Genomic DNA, 20,767 nt, shown 5'->3' on the forward strand with positions numbered 1-20,767 from the left:
GCGCAGGCAGCCGCTACCCCATAAACATCCCGCCATTCACATCGAGCACATGCCCCGTAATATATGCAGCCGCATCCGACGCTAGAAACACCACCGGCTGCGCAATCTCCAAATCCGTCCCCGCCCGCCCCAACGGAATTTGCTCAATCATCTTCTCGCGCAGCTTCTCCCCAAGCACTGTCGTCATCGGCGTCTCGATATACCCCGGCGCCACTGCATTCACGGTGATCCCACGCGACGCCACCTCCCGCGCCAGCGATCGCGTAAACCCGATCAAGCCCGCCTTCGACGCCGCATAATTTACCTGGCCTTCCTGTCCGGTGCGGCCCACCACGCTCGTGATGTTGATGATCCTGCCCCAGCGGTTCTTCATCATCTGCCGCAGCAGCGCCTGCGTCAGCAGAAACGTCCCCGTCAGATTCGTACTCAACACGTCATCCCAGTCCGTGCGCTTCATCCGCATCATCAGGTCGTCCCGCGTAATGCCCGCGTTATTCACCAGGATCTCCACTTTGCCGAATCGTTCGACCGCCGCCTTCGCGCCATTCTTGATTGACTCCTCGCTGGCCACATCGAGTGCAAATGCCGCGGCCTGTCCGCCAGCCGCCGCGATCTCTGCCGCTACCTCCGCCAGCTTCGCCTCATTGCGCGCCGCCAGCGCTACTGTGGCTCCCGCCTTCGCCAGTTCCAGCGCACACGCCCGCCCAATCCCCTGCGACGCCCCCGTCACCAGCGCAATTCTTCCCTTCAAATCCGCCATCGTTCTTCCACCTTCAGCGCCGCTCTAACCCCAATCGCGCCGCGCATTTCCAACGCCAATTATAGGCAAGCGAGCGCCTTCCCTCGACCCGTCTTTCGGTCCTGTGCCTTGCCCAATCTATAGCTCATAAGATATAGTTCAGATGAACTATATGACTAACGAACTCGGAATCTGGGAAATTGCCGTCCTTGCCCTCCTCCGCGAATCCCCCATGCATCCTTACCAGATGCAGAGCCTCCTTCGTCAGCGCCACAAGGACGAGATCCTCGCCCTCAAACGCGGATCGCTCTATCACGCCATCGGCCGGCTCGTGCGCGATGCACTCATCGCCGCCAAATCAACCCAACGCGAAGGACGCCGACCCGAACGCACCACCTACGCCATCACCGCAGCGGGCCGCAATGAGTTCACCCGCGCCCTCCGCCAGATCATCGCCGTACCGCGCCGCGAATCATCCGAGTTTATGGCCGCGATGAGTTTTCTGGTGCACCTGACGCCCGCTGAAGCCCTGCCCCGCCTGGAGGAACGCGCCACGCACCTCGCAAACGAGATCGCGCATCGCGGCGCCGGCGTCTCCGCCGCATCTGCCCACGTGCTCCGCATCAACCTCGTCGAAAGCGAATACCTGGTCGCCATCATGAAAGCCGAACTCGCCTGGGTCCGTAGCCTTATCGCCGACATCTCTGCAGGAAAACTCTCCTGGGACTTGAAGACCATCTTGAAACAAGCGCGCGCCTCCGTTCCGGCCTCCGCGCGCACCCCTGCATCCGCTGTGCGCAATAAGGAGTAATCATGCCAACTGAATTCATCCCCGCTAACACGAGCACGCAAGCCGCGGCTCCAACACGCTATCGCGGCGCCATCTGGACCCTGCTCGTCCTCGCTCCTGTCATCGCTGAAGTCTTGAGCGGATCCACGCGCCTCAGCATCCTCTTCGTGCTCATCCCCGAAATCATGGTCTGGGGCGGCGGCGCCTTGCTCGCGCGCGAACTTGTCCGCCGCTGGCGCGCCGGCGCTACCAGCCTGCTTTGCCTCGGCCTCGCACTCTCCATCGCTGAAGAGTTCATCATCCAGCAGACTTCCATCGCGCCGTTACCCTTCCCGGGTGCCAACGCGGACTTCGCCCGCTTCTGGGGCATTAACTGGGTCTATCTTCTCTTCATGCTGGGATTCGAAAGTGTCTGGGTAGTCCTGGTTCCGGTTCAGATCACCGAACTCTTCTTCCCCGATCACCGCGAGCTGCCCTGGCTCCGTACTCGCGGCCTTATCGCTACCTGCATCGCGTTCCTCATCGGCTCACGCATCGCCTGGTATGGCTGGACGCAGCAGGCGCGTCCCAAACTCCACGCCGCGCCTTACCACCCGCCCGCGGCGCTAATCTTGATCGGCCTCGCCTCCATCGCTGCCCTCATCTTCGTGGCATATCTTCTGCGCGGATACGGCCACTCCGGCCAGATCGCGTCGCGCCAGCCGGCCAGCCCGTGGCTCCTCGGAATCAAGGCCTTCATCTTCGGCGCAGCCTGGTTCGCGCTCATCACGCTCGTCTTCGTTCCGCATCCAGGCCTCGCCGTTTGGATTCCACTCACCGCGGGCCCCGCCTGGGCTCTCATTTCCTTCATCCTCGTCCGCTACTGGTCAGCCGCACGCGGCTGGCGCGACGTACATCGTTTCGCTCTCTCTTTCGGAGCCATACTCGGATGCATGGCGACAAGCGACATCAGTTCCGCAGGCTGGACCCGCGTTGACCTCATCGGCAAATTTGTCTTCCAGTTTTGCGCGCTCGTCGGATTGCTGTTGCTCGCCCGGAAGGTCTGGCAGCGCGAAGCTGCGAACCACATAGACTGCCCCTGATCCGGAAACCCGATCCTAGCCCAACGGCATGGCCTGCGCCGGGATGCGCTCCCTCCGGCGTGCCGGCTCCGCCAACTCTGCCGGCCACACATAGACCGCGAGCCGCCGCGAGTAGTGCAGCACCGGCTCCTGGTCCGTGACCTGGATTCCGAGTGCTGCCGGCAGATCGTTCTGCTCGATCTCTGCTTCGGCATCTTCCAGAGGAGAAGCCACCGCGTGTATGTTCGCCCGCACCGCAAGTCCCGCATGATTCCGCGTAAACAGGCAGTAGCGCTCCGTAAAAAAATACTCCAACGATCCGCTGCGAATCTCCGCCAGCCTCCGCGTCGGCCCCAACCCCCGGTAGCGCGCGTTGAAAATGACCGGGCTGGCCACAAACCGCCTCCGGCTGTAAAACGAGAATTCACGCTCGGTCCGCTGGATCAACCGCATCTCCGCCCAGTTGCACGGCTCACGGAAAATCAGCCGCACCGCCGCCGTAGCCAGCAGGCTGCCGATATCCACCGACAGGTTGTAGATGCCCGGCGTATTGGTGTGCTGGTCATGAACGTAGGTGCGAAAGTGCAGCTCGGGAAAGCTTCGCGTTCCGGGAACGGTGGGCACCCCGCGAAAGTTAAAGCGATCCATCCACAGCGGCACAAACCCAATCCACGCTGAGCCCTGAAATGTATCCGGCTGCAACCCCTCCGGCAGGAATGGCGACACCGTCGCCGCCGGCACCCGCCAATGCGCAAAAAGAAGATCGTTCCAGCGCTGAGACAGCATCCAGCGTCCGGTTGGCAATGGCCGGGGCCTTTGCGATGTCCGCAATTTGAACTCCCGCATTCTGCCGCGCGCTCCCGCTCTTCAGCTTTGACGTTTCTAACGTTCCAGGGGATTCACAGCCCCTGCTTCCCAATGCCGTATTCTGGTCGCGAGCCCTCGTTCATGTCCAGTCAATCTTTGCCCACTGAATCTTACTCGCCCGCCGGTGCCCATAACCAGACTGATGTCTATGCCGTTCACGGTGCCGATCCCGAAGTGCTGGCCTACGCCATGGCCAAGTATTCGCGTTCCGCGCTCTCCATGCGCGAATCCCTCACCGAGATCAGCGCCCAGCGCGCCGAACAGTTCCTCAATACATTCTATTTCCAGTACGGTCATCGCTCCATTGCCGACCTGGCCCACATCGCCTTCGCCGTCGAACGCCTGAGCCTTATGGCCGCCATCGTGCTCGTTGACGAACAGCGCTGGGACGGCCAGGAACGCTCCACCCGCTATCAGAACTTCCAGAAATCCGGCTGGTACTTCCCTGACTTCGCCTCCGATACTGCATCGCCCAGGCTCTACGCCGACACCGTCGAAAATCTCTTCGTCACCTACCAGCGCACCACCGCCGCCGTTCACGAAGCCCTGCGCCAGCGCGTCGTCCGCCCCGAGGCCATGAAGCCCGAAGCCTACGACCGCACCCTCAAGGCCCGCGCCTTCGACGTCGCCCGCTACCTGCTGCCCCTTGCTACCAACACCTCGCTCGGCCAGATCGTCAACGCGCGCACGCTCGAAACCCAGGTCTCCCGCCTGCTCTCGCACCCCACCGCCGAAGTGCGCGACCTGGGCGCCAAACTCCGCGACGCCGCCACCGGCCCCGCCTGGAACGTCAATGCAAAAGCCGCCGCTGCCTTCGTCGAAAAACTCAAAACGACAGAGTTCGGGCGTCAGGGCACGACTTCAGTCGTGCCGCATGTTGCCGAAAATGAGGAAGGGGCTTTAGCCCCTGAGGAAAGTCTCGTCGCAGAAGCCGCCACGCTGCTCACGCGCGAAGTCCGCACCGCCCCCACCCTCGTCAAATACGCTGAGCCCAACCAATACCTGATCCAGACGCGCACGGAACTGGAAAAAGCATCGGCAGAAATTCTTCAGGGAGCCGTGCCCGCCCCATCCCCCGTGGTCGATCTCGTCGAACGCACCGAATCCCTGGAAGTCGAACTCGCCGCCACCCTGATCTACTGGGCCAGCAACCATCCTTACCGTCAGGTGCGCGACATCGTTGCCGGCCTTCCAGGCTCTCGAGTTTCGGAAATCATTGAACTCGGCCTGAAGCACCGCGGCAAACACGACGAAGCCCTTCGCGTCTTCCACGCCGGAGCCGCCCTCCGCTTCGACATCCTCATGGACATCGGCGGATTTCGCGACATGCACCGCCATCGTCGCGTCACCCAGATCAAGCAGGGATTCACCGCCGCCCACGGCTATGAGACGCCCCACTCCGGCGACGCCGCTGGACTCGAGGAAGCCGGCGTCCTCGCCGACTACCAGTCCGCCATCGAATCCGCCCACGCCGCGAGCGCGAAGATCGCCGCCGGCTCCGCACCCGAAGCAAAATCATCGGCGCTCTACCTGCTTCCCCTCGCCACCCGCGTGCGCTGCCTCTTCAAAATGGACTTCGCCGAAGCGCAATACATCAGCGAACTCCGCTCCGCCCCCGCAGGCCACTTCAGCTATCGCCGCGTCGCCTGGGAAATGTATTTAGCCCTCGAACGCCAGCACCCATCGCTCGCCAAATACATCCGCGCCACCGACTTCACCCAGCCCATCGACATCCTCCAGCGTTAGCCGGACATTGCACCGCGACGCAACCGCCCGTAACCCGAAAACTCAGGCAATGTGCTCCCGGCAAACTCGCTGCAGGCTTTGATAGTGACACGATCATATAGATCGTCGAGAGCCTGAGATTCTCGCCGACCGATGAGTCGTGTTCCGTGATACAGTACCGCCTATCAGAATCGCAACTCCGCCTTATGCGCATCCTTCTCTGAATTGTCTTTCACTTTCTGCGGGCATTTGATTCCAGATCCATCTTTCATGGGGCATCTATGAATCGGCGTTCTTTTCTCTGGCAGGGCCTTTGTTCGTCCCTTCCGTTTATCGCGAGGGACAGGTTTTCACAGCAGGTCGTGGCGCTTCCGGTCTCGAAACCGACCGTGGCCAAGCTCACAGCGTTTGCGCGAGGAATCGCGGGAACGGTCTTCCGCCCCGGCGACCCGAAATACGAGAAGCGTCGCGAAGTATACGCCGCCAAGTTCGCCGCGCATCCAGCACTCATCGTGCAACCTGCCAACATCCAGGACATTCAGACCTCGCTGAACTTCGCAAACTCCAATCATCTGCCTCTCGCCATTCGCTGTGGAGGCCACAGCTATGCCGGATACTCCACCTGTGAGGGAGGTCTCGTGCTCGACATGTCCAGCTTCCGCAGCATGACCATTGCTGCCGACAAAAGCCGTGTCCGCCTGGGAGGCGGAATGTTGTGCGGCGCGGTTGAAATCGAGACCGCCAAGGCAGGACTCGCCACAGTACTCGGTCAGTGTCCTTCCGTTGGCGTAGGAGGGTTTCTTCTCGGTGGAGGCGTCGGTCCACTTATGAGCAAGTACGGCCTCGGCTGCGACAACATCCTTGGCGCAGAACTGGTGCTGGCCGACGGACACCAAGTCAAGGCTAACGAGGATGAGAACCCTGACCTTTACTGGGCCATTCGTGGAGGAGGTGGCAACTTCGGGATCGTCACCGCATTCGATGTGACGCTGCACCCTGTCTCGAATGTCTTCGCGGGCATTATCACGCTTGAGTCAGCGGATCCGCGCACGTTTTTGCGTGCTTTCAGGGACTTTCTCCCTACGGCGCCGGATGAGCTCACTCTGATTGCCTTGATGTCCGCCGAGCCGAAGCACAAGCCACAAATCGACATCCAGGTATGCTACGTTGGTGAATCGGCCGAAGGAGAAAAAGCACTCGCTCCCCTTCGTCATCACTCGGCCGTCGTGCACGACACCGTTAAGTCACGACCGTATCTCGAGCTTGAGCAGATGGTACCCGCCGATATTCCGCCCAGCTATGACGAACATTGCAGCGGCTTCTTCAGAGAGTTCGATGACACCAGGATCGAGGTTTTGGCAGACGCGTTTTTGAGTGCGCCGTGTCGCGTCGACTGCTTCCTGATTCATCTTCACGGCGCAGTGACGCGGGTGCCTGTTGCTGCAACAGCATTTCCACTGCGCAGGGATGGTATTGGCTGCGACGTTGCCGCCTATTGGAAGCCGCCGGATGGCCAGCAAGCCGCCAGTAGGTGGATTGAGGCGCTGAAAACGAAACTGCCCGTGGACGAAGATGGCAACTACGTGAACGTCATGGAGCGCGAGGGAGAGAACGGCGTCCGACGCGCCTATGGCGCCAATTACATGCGGCTCCAGCACATTAAGGCGCGCTACGATCCCCACAACCTGTTCTCTCTCAACCAGAACATACGGCCCGCAGGATAGCTCGCCAAGCCATTCCTCGTTGGAGCGCCCTTAGGAGACTTGACGAATAGTTTCGCCAGCGGCCATCGACCTATTGCGTCGCCGTCTTCACCCCAGTTGCTTCGAAAGAAAACGAGCCGTCGCCTCATCCGCGCGCAACCAGTTACTCCACCGCAGAAAGCCATGAATCTCATTTGGAATCACCAATTCCTCGAACGGCGTTTTCTGCTTCTGTAGCCGATGCGCGAGTTCCACGGTTTGATCGAACGGCACATTCCGGTCGTCGTCCCCCTGGATCAGCAGCACCGGTGATTTCCACTTCGCGATATCCGCATCCGGCGAAGCCGCAAAGGCCGTTGCGACCGCCTGTTTCCACGAGGGATCTGATTCGTACCAATGTTCGGGGAATGCTCCGTCCTTGCTCAGCGCCGGCACCCAATTCGAGATGCCGTGAAAGTCCACGCCTGCCTTGAACACATCGGAGTTGCGTGCCAGCGCCAACCCCGTCAAATACCCACCATACGACCCGCCCCAAATCCCAATTCTGCTCGCATCCACGCCTTCCGTCTTCTGCAGAAACCGCGCCCCGGCCAGCACATCCTGGTACTCCGCCGCGCCCGCAGGTCCGGCGTGCGCAGGATGCTGAAACGCCCGGCCATATCCAATGCCCAGTCGATAATTCACCGAAAGAACGGTGAAGCCATGCGTCGCCAGGTATTCGTTCACCGCGTAGCCATTGCTGTAGTAGTCCATGTAGTGCCACCCAAGCAGCATTTGCCGCGGTGGTCCGCCGTGCACAAAGATCACGCCCGGCTGCCGCGCGCTTGCCCCCGGCTCGCGAAACAGCTGCCCCTGGATCGTCAGCCCATCCAGCGACTTGAAGCTGACCAGCTTCGGCACGACAAGCGCCGCTGCTGGATAATCCTTCGCGCCTCCAGTGTCGAGTGCATGTCCCTCGCCAGTCTGCGCCTGCACAGCAACCGATGCCGGCCGTCGCGCGCCCGCCGTGACATAAGCGACTTTCCCGTCCGCAAGCGCCGCCGGCCCCCACTCCAGATTCTCTCCACTGGTCAGGGGCTCCGGGGCCGCCCCATCCATGCGCACGCGAAACAGGTGCCGTCGATCCTCATCCCCTGCGGCGCCTCCCGTATTCGCGCTGTAGATTAATGCGGTCCGGTCCGGGCTCATCGTCACGCTCTCCACCATAAAGTGACCAGGCGTCAGCAGCCTCGCATCGCCGCCCTTTGCGTCGACTGCATACAGGTGCGGCCAGTTGTCCGTCTCCGCCAGAAACACGAGTTTGTCATCCGCCATCCAGAACAGCGGCTCATTGTCGCCTACGTCCGGCAGTGAACCGGCAAGCGTATCCGGCGAACTCCACACCTGGCGGCCTTCGCCCGTCGCCGCATCGGCTATCCAGAAAGCAAATGGGTGCGGCACCTGCACAAGAAAGTTTTCCGGCGCATCTCCGCGACTCGGCTGGCGCATAAACGCGATCGAACGGTCGTCAGGCAACCAGACCGGCTGTTTATCGAAATCAGTCGATGGAGCCAGATAGACCAGCGGCTGCTCAGGCGTCGTATAAACGCCAATCAAGCCGTGATCGCCCCTCCCCGACACAAACGCGAGCCGCGATCCATCCTTCGACCAGACCGGCGAGCCATCCTTTCCGCGATCAAAGAAAAGCCGTTTCCCCTCGCCTGTCTTGCCCGTTCCCGGCACCAGCGGCACACTCCAGATCTGTCCATCCTTCACATACGTCACTTGTCCCGTCGAGGAAACAGCAGGACTATCGCCCTCGGCGATTTTCGCCGGCGCATTTTCGGCGCCATCGGTCGCAATTGCCCAGATCGCGATTTTGGGCTCCGTCGGATTACCGCCCGGATCGGGAGCCAGGTTCCCCGCAGCGGGCCAGTTCTCGTCGTGATCTCCGCCGCGCACGTAAATCAGTCGCGCCCCATCGGCTGAAAAAGTGAGCTGCGTCAGTTCCTGTCCATCATCCTGCGTGTAGTGCGTGAGCTGTCGTGGCGCACTGTCCGTCGCAAGCGCGAACCAGATGTTGCGCACACCGCGCACATTCTCAACCCAGGCAAACCGATCACCCTTCTCCGAAGCAACAAGCTCGCTCACAAAGGAGTAGCCAAGCAGCTGCTCCATGCTCGGTGCGGACGCAGCAAGTGCCGGTCGACAGCAAGCGCCACACACGACCATCGCAACAAGAATGACAACCCGGATCGCAAAACGACAGGAAACGGTAAGGCATCTCATACCAGTACCTATAGCAGAGATCCACGCATTCGCCGCAATGGCGAATTGTTCCGGGTCATCGTTAATCTGAACGCACTCCCGAATAGTGCCATCAAGCCAACGCGCGTTCCAAGGTGATCTGAATGGAAAGGCAATTTCCCCTTGGTGAGCCCAGAGCGGACGAAGCCGCCCGCTCTGGGCAATGGGTGTGCACAATCAGAATTGATAAGAGATGGTACCGTAAATGGTGCGCGGAGCTCCCGGATACGCATTGATATAACCGCTGGGAGGGTTATTGGCATCCGATGCAAGCGACGCAAAGTATCCGCCGCTGGAGATGTACTCCCATTCGTTGTACCGCGAGTTTCCGATATTCAACATATCGACCCGCAGGTTGATGGACTGCTTTTCCCAGAGGTTAATGGGAGCGTTAAATGAGAGATTCGCGGTCGTGTATGCCGGCATGGTCTGGTTGGTTGGCGCACCACTGCTGTTTGACCAGAGATTTTGCGAGCCGGTGCTCTGCACCCAGAAACGCGGCTCGAGGATAGTGTGATTGCGGTGCTGGATTCCGTAATAGGCTCCCGTATTCAATGTGAAATTCGGAACATATGACACTGGGAGGTTGTTGTAGAAGGTGCACCCGGAAGCGGGATCGGAGATCGTGCCGCACCCGTTGAGCGGGCCGCCCACCACGTACGTTGTGAAATTCGCCGCTTCTCCCGCGAAGTTGAAAAAGAAGTGGAGATTGCTGCGGGGATCCGCATCAAAAAATGCATCGACACCGTGATAGGTGGAATTGCCGCCGCCGGTTCCCAACACGCCGAGAGCTGTCTCGAAGTCAATCTCCTGGTTGGTGTAATTGAGATGGAAGTAATTGACGCCGGCGATGAAGTTCCTTAGCCCCGGTGCGCTGGTGAAGTGAACCTTTCCGCCAAATTGAGCGTAGGCGCCCTTCGCCAGGATGTAGTACGCCGGGTCAACAGACTGGAACATGCCGCCGCCACCGCCAAGCGCCGGGCTGCGATACGTGGTGTCATATCCGCCATAGAGCGTGAGCCACTGCCTTGGCGTAACAGAAACGTCGATGCCGGGCTCGACGGCCGAGCGGCTCTCATGCGCCCCGCAGAGAGACCCCTGGTCCGTTGCGTTAGGAGGCCCGAAAATGTTGTGGTAGGGATCGGAGCTTGCCGGGTTCAACGAGCAGTGGGAGGAAGGGACCACGCCAGGAGCCAATGTAAAGTCGCGAGCTGCCTGGTCGCTATAACTGGTGGAGAACCCATCCACGCGCACCCCTGGAATGATGTGAATCTGCGGGATGGGATGGAAGTCGTCCTGGGCAAAGAAGGTCACATTGTCCTGTTGGAAGTACCCGGAGCGAAACTTTGATCCGATGCCGACGATTTGCTGGGCGCCGTTGCCTCCGTCGTCAGGGTTATAGAAGAGATTGTGCGAGTTGTAGACCTCGTGAATCAGGTAACCGCCAAAGCTGACCGTGTTCAAAGGAAACACCTGGGAATACGCGATCTGGTCGCCAAACATGTTGCTATGGGGATTGTTCCACTCGTCAACTTGGGCGCCTCCGTTAAGCGCATCGTCATTGCGGCGGTGAAAACGGCGAATGTGCGTGAACCATGCCGAATTATCGAGCGTGCTGGTGTGACTCAGAGACAATCTCTGGCGCGCATAGGCCATGAACATTTCGTTGGTGTCGTATTTGTTGTAGGCGGCGTACGGCAATCCACAATAGAATCCGCAGGTCTCCTGGCTGAAGTGAGTGCCGTCCGGTTCGATCAGTTGCTGGTCCGAGGTTGGAATCACTGTGGGACGGTACCCACCTCCCTTGGCGTAGAGAACACCAAAAGCAAAACTGCCCGCTGAGAACGTCTTGACGGTTTTGCCGAACACCGAGCCGTTCTTGGTCGGGTTGCCGAACCCGTCGGGAGTCTGTCGAAAGTCGTCGCCTCGTCCCAGTCCGCCTCCCAACACAGTCGACCATCCGCGGAAGTTCCCCGTATTGCCCACGAATGCGAAGTTCTGCTGGCCGTACGGGCCATCCGTGAGAGCAACGCTGAGGTGCCGGTCAAGGGTCGACTGAATAGGCGTGTACTCCACGCGTCCTCCGACGTCGGTATACCAGCGGTCCGCGGCCTGACCGGGGCCGTACGTCACTTGCACGTCCTGAATCACCAGGTTCTGCGGCATCGTTGCCGATTGCCACAGACCGGTCGCTGGGTCGGCCGCCGGAATCCCGTCATATGTGATGCCCAGCGAACCCGGCGCCGTGAAGCTTGTTGCCTCGCCCGCCCAGCCCTGCTGGATTCCGTTCAGGAGAACCGTATACTTCGTTGCGCCGGTCTCTCCATAGCCGACCACGTTCGCGCCCGGGGTCGCTTGAAGCATCTGCGCACCACCGGCCAGCGGACCAGCCGCATCCAACTGCTTGCGATCAAGCACGCGCACCGTTTCCGGCATCAGCAGGACATCCTCGCGGGTAGGCATGGGCTTGGCCTCGGGATCAACGGTCCCGCGCACTACTACGCTGTCATTCAAAGCCGCCACCTGCAGAGCAGCGGTGATGGAGTGCCCTGTCGTCGGCGATATCCGCTGCGTAAAAGACTCGAATCCCGATTTTTCGACAGAGAGAATCTGTGGCCCTGTCGGAACATCGCTAAAGACGAACTGCCCGTTCGGACCCGTAGTCCTGTGAGTCACCGTGTTCGTTGTCAAATCCGTTAACGAAACGGCGGCGTTAGGAATTGCTGCTCCCGAGGCATCTACCACCTTCCCACGAATCTCGGTGTCCGCGGCGCGCGCCACGGCAACTGCCACGAGCGCAACAATGCAAAATGCAAGTAGTCTTCGCACCATATCTCCAAAATCCTTTCTGTTGACGGTTGGTTGCGCGCTCTGCCCGGCGGCCATCGGGCCAGGCAATACATCAGCCCGCAGGGCCGGTCTGGCGAACAGATTTCTCGGACGCGCTCATTGGGAGCACGCGATCCGATGAAACCCTTAACCGTGGTATTCGCGGTGATCCGCTTCACCGAAGGAACGGGGCAGCTGATGAAACACAATAAGGCTGCTCATCACAGGGCGAGGCTGCATCCCCTGAACAAGTGCGTTCTCGTCAGGACATGAATCGCGGAGGAGGCGGGCGGAACGAGAAGAAGGTGAGTTCCGGAAGGACGATCTTACGACGGCGGGTCGGCGGAACCAATGCTCCGGGGAGATGGTTCTGCAGCGGGGAAGGGTAGATGCACGTGAGGCTTGCAGGCCGATGCAAGAGAGCCGGCTTTTGACCAACGGAAGCGGGCGCGATCTGCAGGCCACCCACACGTCCGGGCCGCTCTTTTTCGGTCAGGAGTTTCGCAGGCGCCATTACCCTGAAGGTGCGGCCATGCAGCGGATACTGCTCCATCTTGTAGCTAGCGCAAAATAGAGCGACGGCGAGACAAAGCGCCGGCCCATACAACGTGAGCAGCGTGAGTTTTTGGCAGCTTTGTTGCGAACGGCGCATGCGAGAGAGAGCACTGCGCAAAGGCAAGGTGCACAATTGCATCAGGCAGAACCAGTATGCAAGGAACCAGATGAATCAGCAGTTAAGCCAGCGTTACTGCAATGTGAACAGTGGCGGCATTCAGGCGGAGATGACAACAGAGTTGAACTCGGAGACCCCTTGTTCGAAGTTGTCATGAATCGGGGACATGTCTTCGGTGAGTTCCGCCGGGTTCCGACGCACTCGCTCCTTGAATCGATCCGGGTTCCCTGAAGAGTAGTCGAAGAAAGAAACCGCCGGCCCAGCGACCTGTCAACCCCCATCCAGCGAAGATTTCCGCTAACCCCCTCATTCCATTCGCCAAAAACTTCCCGCCGTTTTGCAGGCAATTACCAGCCCTTGGCGCACAATGTACTTGAAATCCAAATCCTCCGCCCGAGAGAGATCAAGAATGCCGCCAGCAGGTTCGTTCCTAACCCTGTCCCTTTGTCCCTTGTCCCTTTGTCCCTTTGTTCCCTAATCCCTGTTCCCTAATCCCTGTCTTTTCAAACCTCTACAGCGAAGTCCAATGAAGAAAGACCTTTACCGCCACCCCCTGCTGTAATCCGATGAATGCAGGACACTTACCCAGAGAGACGGGATAATAGGGGTATCACCCGCCCGCAACCTTCGTAGCGCGATCGTTCGCAAACGTCACCGTCCACTTCTTTCCGTCAGCGTCATACGTGACGGTCCGATTCCCCTCGGTCTTAGGATCGTCTGTCTGGATCTTCTGGCCCACCGCCAGCCGCGTCTGCAATTCATTCATGCCCGGCTTCGCCTGGTGCGCATCCACCGCGGTCCACACATCCTTGGGCCAGTTTGCATAGATCGTGTGCGGATCGTCGTAGAAATAAAGCAGGTCGCTGAAATATTCCTCCTCGCTCCCGTCAATTACGCCCACCGGCGTCGCATACTCCTGCTTGTCGTTGGGCAGCGTAAACACATAGAGCGCCTGCTTGCTTCCGTGGCTGATGCCGTCGTCAACATCCGCTGGAACCGAGGCCTTGATGGCCTTCCTGATATCAAGCTTCTGCAAAGGGGGAATCACGCCGACCCGCTTCTTGAAGTCGACCTTGCCCGCGGAATACGGAAAGTACGGCATGGTATAGCCGTTCTTCATCCATATGCTCTTGCCTTCTTCATCCTTCAGATCGTCGAAGTGAGCCGGAAACTGCATCCGCACCACCGCCACATCGTCCGCAGACAACTTCTGCTCCTGGCCCTGGTTCACCACGCCAGGGTTCTGCCGCTTTTTCCAGATCGAGAACAGGTAAATGCCGGCAATCACCACCATGATTAACGTCGGAATGACCACGATTTTCCAGGGCTTCACGCATCCTCCTTTGTCTTCTCGGGGTCCAGAATCAACCGGCCGCGGGCGTCTCTAAACTCGCTGGTCCAGGCTTCGGCCGCAATGCCTCGACGGTCAGCTCATCGGCGCGCCGCAAGCCCGGGAAGAAAACGGCCCAGGTGCCGGCAACTGCCAGCGATGCCAATCCACCAAAGATGGTGGCACGCACCGCGCCCCACCACTGGGCCGTCAGCCCGCTTTCAAACTCGCCCAGTTCGTTGGATGCGCCAATAAAGAGCGAGTTGACAGCGCTTACGCGCCCGCGCATCTCCGGTGGCGTTGCGAGTTGCAGCAGCGATCCACGAATGATCACGCTGATCATGTCCGCGGCGCCGCCCACCGCCAGCGCCGCCAGCGAAAACCACAGGTTCTTCGACATCCCGAAGATCACCGTCGCCACTCCAAAAATCGCAACGCAGACAAACATCCGCGCCCCTGCCTTGCGGGTGATAGGAAACCGCGCCATCACCAGCGACATCGTCAGCGCCCCAATCGCCGGCGCCGCACGCAACGCGCCCAGTCCGCGCGGTCCCGTGTGCAGCACGTCGTTGGCAAAGATCGGCATCAGTGCCACTGCACCGCCCAGCAGCACGACGAACAGGTCCAGCGACATCGACCCCAACAGAAGCGGCGATGAGCGCACGTACTGGAACCCCGCGAAGACGACCTTCAGCGATGCCGCGCGATGCTCCATGCGCCCCGGCCGCGTATGCAGGCTCAGGATCAGCACCAGGAACCACACCAGCGTGACCAGGGTAAAGACGTAGACGATGCCGGCGCCCTCAAGGCCCATGTCTCGCAGAACAAAAGCGAGCGGCAGCGTAAACAGCAATCCACCCAAAGCCGGCCCGGTTACATTGGCAAGCTGAAAGATGGCCCCGCCCCACGTCACCGCATTCACAAAGTGTTTCTCCGGCACCAGGTGAGGTAGCAGCGCCGAACTTGCGGGAGCTGAAAACGCGCGCCCCGTGCCAATCAGGAACAGCACCGCATAGATGTAAAACACCTTGTGCGTGCCGGCAACTGCCAGCCAAAGCAGCGCCGTCGTGCAGAACACCTGCAGCGTATAGCAGCAGAGGATCACATGACGTCGGTCGAAGCGGTCAGCCACGTGCCCAGCCGGTAGCAGAAACAGCAGCCCCGGCAGAAACAGCGCCAGGCCTGTATATCCAAGGTCCAGGGCGCGATGAGTAATGGAATAAACCTGCCACGCCACCGCGACGGCCTGCGCCTCGGCACCAAGAATGACCGCGACCCGTGCCATTTGATACCGCCGAAAGTCGCGAGAGGCAAATGCCTCCATCCCTCGTCGTGGAGGCCTGGTGGAAGGGGAATCCATCTCATGCCTAGGTTAACCGCTCCACGCGACCCAGCGAAAGATTCAGCGCGCCCGGCTTTTGGTAGATCAGAGAACTTCGAGCGCGCTCCACCGGTCCCTGTATCCTGATGCTTGGAACCCCCAGCCCAGTCGGACCAGCGTCACGAACCCGGCAACAAGGCCGCTGCTGCGGTTGCTTTATGCGGTGTCTGCGCATTTCTCGAACTCTACTGCACCCAGCCGCTCCTGCCCCTTCTGGCTCACCTGTTTCACGCTTCGAAGACCGGCGTCGGCATGACCGTCTCGGCCGCCACCCTGGGCGTGGCTATATCGGCTCCCTTCTTCGGTGCCGTTACTGAACGGCTTGCGCGCAAAAGCGTCATCGTCGCGTCGCTTCTCTGTGTATCCGTTCCCACGCTTCTGGCCGCAACCTCAGCGAACCTTGCACAACTGATCTTCTGGCGCTTTCTGCAAGGAATCATGGTGCCGGGCATCATTGCCGTTGTGGTTACATACATCGGTGAGGAATGGCCACCGGAAAGCGTCGCCCTGATCATGAGCTTCTACGTCAGCGGCACGGCGCTGGGTGGATTTATGGGCCGCATCACAGCCGGCATCCTCGCGGACTACTTCAGCTGGCGCGTCAGTTTCGTTGCGCTCGGCGTAGCCTCGCTCGTCGGCGCCGCAGCCGTCGCGGCGTGGCTGCCGCACGGTCGCCGCCGCGCCCCAACTCGCGCCAAGTCCGATCCCCTTCCGGCCTTCCCATATCAGGTGCAGGAGATGTTCCGGAGCCGCAGACTGGTGGCAACCTTTGCCGTCGGGTTCAACGTGCTGTTCTCGCTTGTGGGCGTCTTCACCTGGATCACCTTTTACCTGAGCGCCGCGCCATTTCTACTCTCCATCACCGCCCTCAGTTCGCTCTTCTTTGTCTACCTGATCGGACTCGCTGTGACGCCGGCCGCAGGCTATTTGATCACTCGTGTCGGCCTGCGCGCCGGCATTGCGGGAGCGATGTGCTGCTCAATCACCGGCGTGCTGCTCACGCTCGCGCACTCGCTCCCCATCGTGATCGTCGGACTCGCCATGCTTTCGAGCGGCGTCTTTATCGCGCAGACTGCCTCACAAAGCCATCTACGTGTCGCAGCCCCTCCCGGCGCCCGCGTCACCGCTGCCGGCATCTATATCACCTGCTACTATCTCGGTGGCACCGCAGCCGGAGTCGTTCCGGGAGCCTTCTGGGCCTTCGGAAAATGGCCAGCCTGCGTGGCGTTTATCGTTTTCATGCAGATCATTGCGCTGTCGATCGCGCTGGTTGGCTGGCGAACCCCGATCGTCAAAGAAACTGCTTAGTCTGCGCCAAGTGCCGCATCGTGAAGCGTTCACCACAATCCGTGAACCCAGGCCGCAACAATGCACATCTATATTTGAGTGGCAGGCCTGCAAGAATTGAGGCCGCGATGCTGCCGCTGAAGTCTCTCGTTCCCCGCAACTGAAGAACTCATCAAACCGCGCCAGGAGAAAGATCTTTGCCCGAGTTGCAGACCGAACCACCGGTGCCGTCGAGCGCAGCGTCGTCTAATACCGTGGTCAATCCGAATGCTGCATCGATTGCGCAATGGAAGCCCCGCGTCAATCCGTGGCTCATCGCGGTCACGGTCGCACTTGCGGCTTTCATGGAGGTGCTCGACACCTCCATTGCCAACGTCGCGCTGCCCCACATCGCCGGCAGCCTGGGCGCAAGTTCAGATCAGAGCACCTGGGTGCTTACCAGCTATCTCGTATCGAATGCCATTGTCCTTCCTCTCGGCGGATGGGCGTCAAGCCTGATGGGGCGACGCAACTTCTTCGTCTTCTGCATTACCGTTTTCACGATCGCAAGCTTTCTTTGCGGTGCTGCACCGTCGCTCACCATGCTGTTGGTCTTCCGCGTCATACAAGGCGCCGGTGGTGGCGGCATGCAGCCCATGGCGCAGGCCATCATGGCTGACTCGTTTGAGCCGCAAAAGCGTGGACAAGCATTTGCTCTCTATGGGTTGGTAGCCGTGCTCGCTCCTTCGATCGGTCCCACACTGGGCGGGTGGATTACCGACAACTACACCTGGCGCTGGATCTTCTTCATCAATATTCCAGTTGGCATTCTCGCGTTCATCCTCGTCACGCGTCTTGTTGAAGATCCGCCATGGATCAAGGCCGATCCATCCAAGCTGCGCAACATGGACTACATGGGCCTTGCGTTCCTCACCATCGCCATGGGCGGCATGCAGATTATGCTCGACAAGGGCGAAGAAAACGACTGGTTCGCGTCCGGCTTTATCCGCTTCTTCGCGGTTCTGTTTCTCGGCGGCATCATCGGACTGGTTATGTGGGAGTGGCGGCAGAAAAATCCGCTCATCAACCTCAAGCTCTTTCGCTTCAAGAATTTCGCGATATGTTGCTTCCTCATGATGTTGGTCGGCGGCGTGCTCAATGCAAACACTGTCTTGCAGCCGCAGTTCATGCAACAACTGCTGGGCTATAACGCCACAACTGCGGGCCTTGCGTTGACAGCAGGCGGCATCGCTCTCGTCATCGTCATGCCCATGGCCGGATTCGCAACCGGCAAGATCTCCGCGCGCACCCTGGCGGTCGCCGGATTCATCATGTTCATCGTCACCTTTCGCTACGCCGCGTATGTCACAAACTTGCAGATGAGCTTTGCACAGGCATCCTGGCTGCGCGTCGTGCAAATGTTGCCCCTCCCCTTCTGTTTTATTTCGATCACAAACGCCGCGTACGTCGGCATGCCAAAAGAAGAGAGCAACCAGGTTGCCGGCCTCATCAATTTCGTTCGCAACCTCGGCGGCAGCATCATGATCGCCATCACCAATGCCCAAGTCACATCGCGATCCCTTTGGCATCAGCAACATCTACAAAGTGCAATGCAGGCCGGCTCCAACGCATTCGAACAGCACCGCCAGGCACTCACCGGCTTCTTTGGCGGAACCTTTGGGGGGCCAAACAGCGGCAGCATGGCGATAGCATCCATTTACAACCAGCTTAACCAGCAGGCGCAGATGCAGGGCTACCAGGACGTTTACATGGAACTCTCCTGGATGTCGTTCTTCCTCGTCTTCATGGCGTTCCTGCTCAATGCCAATCGCCCCGGACAGGGTCCCGGCGCCTCGGCGATGCACTGAGATTCCGCTGGTTTAGTTTTCTGAGCGCCATTACGTTCATTGCCGACCTGCGATCCCGGGACCTACTATTTCGTAGAGGTCCAATGAAGCGCTTATTGTTTCTTCTCCTGCTGCCCGCAGTTCTTCTTGCCCAGCGAAAACAAGGCAATCCTCTCGATTCCCTCTCTCCGAACATGGAGATGCTCACCCACTTTGGCGAGCGCGCCGACTTCTCCCCCGATAACCAGCGGGTAGCTTTCATGGACAAGAGCTTCGGCGATGCCTTCGTCATCGACTTGAAGTCGCGCATTATCCGTTGCCTCACCTGCAGCATCCCGGGCGCGGCATTCCTGCGCTTGATGCACCTTTCCAACGGCGACTACATTCTTATAGGCCCGGAAAAGTTCATCGACTCAAACATCAGCCGCGAGCGCGACAACGAACTCTGGTACCTCAGCAGCAAACCTGGCTCAAAGCCAATTCGGCTCAATCAGCGGATGCACGAAGGCGCGGCAATTTCAAAGCACAGCATGTTGATCTCGTTCTCAGAAACCTCCGGCGACCATCCGGAATTTCCCAAAGACTACTCCCGTTTAATGATTGCCGAAGTCGACCTCTCCGGTCCGACGCCAAGTCTCATCCATGTTCATAAGGTCTACGAGAGTAACGACGATCAATGCAGCCTTGAGGCGCAGGACTTTTACGACAACGACTCCAAGATGACCTTTACTTGCTACGTAAACAAAGCAGAGCCGCGAAGTAGCGTAGGTCTCGCCAAAGTGATGGGGATTGATTTGAAGACCGGAAAAGTGACGGACTTCTCGCAGTCCCCCGACACATACAACGAATGTGAAGGCATCTTTCCCGATGGTAAGTTCACCGCTGTCGAAGGCGACCGCCAAGTGGCTGAACTTGGCGGTGAGCATGGCATGCGCAACATCGACATTTGGAAGCTTCGACTTGACGGCACCGGCAAGGACTTCGTTCGGCTAACACACTTCAACGACTACGAAGGTTGGAAGGCTTCCAACCCCGTAATCTCAACCGACGGTAAGCGGATGGCCTTCCAGGTGGCACACACCAGCGATCGGGCCGGAGTAGGCTACGGAATTGTTCTCTACCGCTTCTAAGTCAACCACGACTCCAACGAAAGAGATCTGATGTCCGCGACCTTCCTCGCCCGGCTCATGGTTTCTGCCGTCGCGGCAGGCCAAGGCATCAGTCCGCTCTTCATCGACCTCAATCGAACGCATGCCACCAACCCGCTGTGGTCCGGGCACGCACGTTTTCACGTCGTTTGGCAGACCCTGGGACTCTTCTTCCTGGGCGTAATTGGAGTGGCTCTGATCTGGTTGCCTTCGCCTGAATCTCGTCTGCTCTTTTACCTCGCAGCGCTTCTCACGGCCTTGCCGATGCTCTCGTTCCTCGTGGCGATGCTCTGTCGCAGAGCCTACGGTGGAACCCTGCACGATCCCAACGGCATCCAACCCGTCCGCATACGCATCGGTGCCCACATGCGCGAGTTTGATATGAACGCCGTACTGGTGATTTTCGGAGGAGTAGTTCTGGCTGCCGCGGTCGCATTGTTCTGAGCGCCCGGAGAACACACTCACTCAGCATCCCGCCGCATGCCCAAAATCGAAAACGCCAGAGACCTTGCGGCCTCTGGCGCTTTCCGGATGATCTTTAGCTCAATGGATCATGCATCGTCTCGTTCTGCCTGTCGATGAGGCTGCAGGTTGCCCCGCTTCCTCGATCTTCCTGCCCCGCCCGGGTTGCGTCTCCAGGTTGCCCCTTCCCCGCTCCCTTTGTGCTGAGCCGGCGTCCGAATCCTCAGGTTGCCCCTTGGCTTCGAGCCTTCGGCTGTGCCGGCGATGGCCGTTCGAGTTACCCCGAACGTCGCATGCCTTTAGCGTTGCCGGAATCAGTGAGTCTCCGAGTCGCCCCGGTGGCTCGCCTTCTCCCGCAGCGCCTGCGATGAAGGACTCGGGTTGCCCCTTATCCTGCATCTCCGGCTTTACCGGCGATGGATAATCGAGTCGCCCCGATGCTCGCATCATTCGGCGGTGCCGACTTACCGGTCCTCGAGTTTCCCCAAGTCCCAGCCCTTCGGTATCGCCGACGATTCGCCGTCCGAGTTGCCCCGAACCTTGAATCCTCCGGCACCGATTGATGGATATCCGAGTTACCTCGGATCACGCACCATCCGGTTCGCCTTGGTTGAATCTCCAGGTTGCCCCAGACATTCTCCTTCGGCTACGGCGATCGAC

15 protein-coding genes are annotated in these 20,767 nt (G+C 59.6%); 8 read left to right on the forward strand and 7 right to left on the reverse strand.

The genetic code is table 11. The annotated features are described in order from the left end of the window. Positions 1-13: 13 nt before the first annotated feature. The gene (gene fabG, locus WCA10_RS15135) at positions 14-760 is read right to left on the reverse strand and encodes a 3-oxoacyl-[acyl-carrier-protein] reductase (protein WP_472823370.1); all 747 of its coding nucleotides are present in this window, start codon (positions 758-760) and stop codon (positions 14-16) included. A 151-nt stretch (positions 761-911) separates the two neighbouring features. Here fabG and WCA10_RS15140 point away from each other — a divergent pair, with 151 nt between their 5' ends. Together WCA10_RS15140 and WCA10_RS15145 are read left to right on the forward strand one after the other, a co-directional pair. Next, a complete protein-coding gene (locus tag WCA10_RS15140) occupies positions 912-1,550 on the forward strand; it encodes a PadR family transcriptional regulator (protein WP_472823371.1) in 639 nt (212 codons plus the stop codon). A 2-nt stretch (positions 1,551-1,552) separates the two neighbouring features. Beyond that, complete coding sequence (locus WCA10_RS15145; RefSeq protein ID WP_472823372.1) at positions 1,553-2,611, forward strand: hypothetical protein; 1,059 nt, start codon at positions 1,553-1,555, stop codon at positions 2,609-2,611. Between the two features lie 15 nt (positions 2,612-2,626). Here WCA10_RS15145 and WCA10_RS15150 read toward each other — a convergent pair whose 3' ends face one another. Next, positions 2,627-3,436, reverse strand: a complete 810-nt coding sequence (locus WCA10_RS15150; RefSeq protein WP_472823373.1) for a YqjF family protein — start codon at positions 3,434-3,436, stop codon at positions 2,627-2,629. A 102-nt stretch (positions 3,437-3,538) separates the two neighbouring features. Here WCA10_RS15150 and WCA10_RS15155 point away from each other — a divergent pair, with 102 nt between their 5' ends. Together WCA10_RS15155 and WCA10_RS15160 are read left to right on the forward strand one after the other, a co-directional pair. Then, positions 3,539-5,203 (forward strand): FAD-dependent thymidylate synthase, encoded by a 1,665-nt coding sequence (locus WCA10_RS15155; RefSeq protein ID WP_472823374.1) that lies wholly within the window; start codon positions 3,539-3,541, stop codon positions 5,201-5,203. Positions 5,204-5,571: 368 nt separating this feature from the next. Beyond that, positions 5,572-6,906: an FAD-binding oxidoreductase gene (locus WCA10_RS15160; RefSeq protein ID WP_472823375.1), complete on the forward strand. Its 1,335-nt coding sequence runs from the start codon at positions 5,572-5,574 to the stop codon at positions 6,904-6,906. 87 nt (positions 6,907-6,993) lie between these two features. Here WCA10_RS15160 and WCA10_RS15165 read toward each other — a convergent pair whose 3' ends face one another. From WCA10_RS15165 to WCA10_RS15185, 5 genes are all read right to left on the reverse strand, one after another. After that, entirely contained in the window at positions 6,994-9,042 is a 2,049-nt protein-coding gene (locus WCA10_RS15165; RefSeq protein ID WP_472823376.1) for a S9 family peptidase, read from the reverse strand. A gap of 306 nt (positions 9,043-9,348) precedes the next feature. After that, a complete protein-coding gene (locus tag WCA10_RS15170) occupies positions 9,349-12,003 on the reverse strand; it encodes a TonB-dependent receptor domain-containing protein (protein WP_472823377.1) in 2,655 nt (884 codons plus the stop codon). 259 nt (positions 12,004-12,262) lie between these two features. Continuing rightward, positions 12,263-12,652, reverse strand: coding sequence for a hypothetical protein (locus WCA10_RS15175; protein ID WP_472823378.1), 390 nt, complete (start codon positions 12,650-12,652; stop codon positions 12,263-12,265). Positions 12,653-13,283: 631 nt separating this feature from the next. After that, a complete protein-coding gene (locus WCA10_RS15180) occupies positions 13,284-14,006 on the reverse strand; it encodes a hypothetical protein (RefSeq protein WP_472823379.1) in 723 nt (240 codons plus the stop codon). Between the two features lie 31 nt (positions 14,007-14,037). Continuing rightward, positions 14,038-15,363: an MFS transporter gene (locus WCA10_RS15185; RefSeq protein ID WP_472823380.1), complete on the reverse strand. Its 1,326-nt coding sequence runs from the start codon at positions 15,361-15,363 to the stop codon at positions 14,038-14,040. Between the two features lie 111 nt (positions 15,364-15,474). Between WCA10_RS15185 and WCA10_RS15190 the strand changes: the two genes are divergently transcribed. The 4 genes from WCA10_RS15190 to WCA10_RS15205 all read left to right on the forward strand — a co-directional run bounded on the left by WCA10_RS15190 (position 15,475) and on the right by WCA10_RS15205 (position 20,089). Continuing rightward, entirely contained in the window at positions 15,475-16,692 is a 1,218-nt protein-coding gene (locus WCA10_RS15190; protein WP_472823381.1) for an MFS transporter, read from the forward strand. Positions 16,693-16,868: 176 nt separating this feature from the next. Beyond that, the gene (locus WCA10_RS15195; protein ID WP_472823382.1) at positions 16,869-18,518 is read left to right on the forward strand and encodes a DHA2 family efflux MFS transporter permease subunit; all 1,650 of its coding nucleotides are present in this window, start codon (positions 16,869-16,871) and stop codon (positions 18,516-18,518) included. 83 nt (positions 18,519-18,601) lie between these two features. Then, on the forward strand, positions 18,602-19,627 hold the full coding sequence (locus WCA10_RS15200) for a TolB-like translocation protein (protein ID WP_472823383.1): 1,026 nt from the start codon (positions 18,602-18,604) through the stop codon (positions 19,625-19,627). A 30-nt stretch (positions 19,628-19,657) separates the two neighbouring features. Continuing rightward, positions 19,658-20,089: a DUF6640 family protein gene (locus tag WCA10_RS15205; protein ID WP_472823384.1), complete on the forward strand. Its 432-nt coding sequence runs from the start codon at positions 19,658-19,660 to the stop codon at positions 20,087-20,089. Positions 20,090-20,767: the final 678 nt, after the last annotated feature.

The organism is Occallatibacter sp. (assembly GCF_049582745.1).
Taxonomy (GTDB): Bacteria; Acidobacteriota; Terriglobia; order Terriglobales; family Acidobacteriaceae; genus Telmatobacter.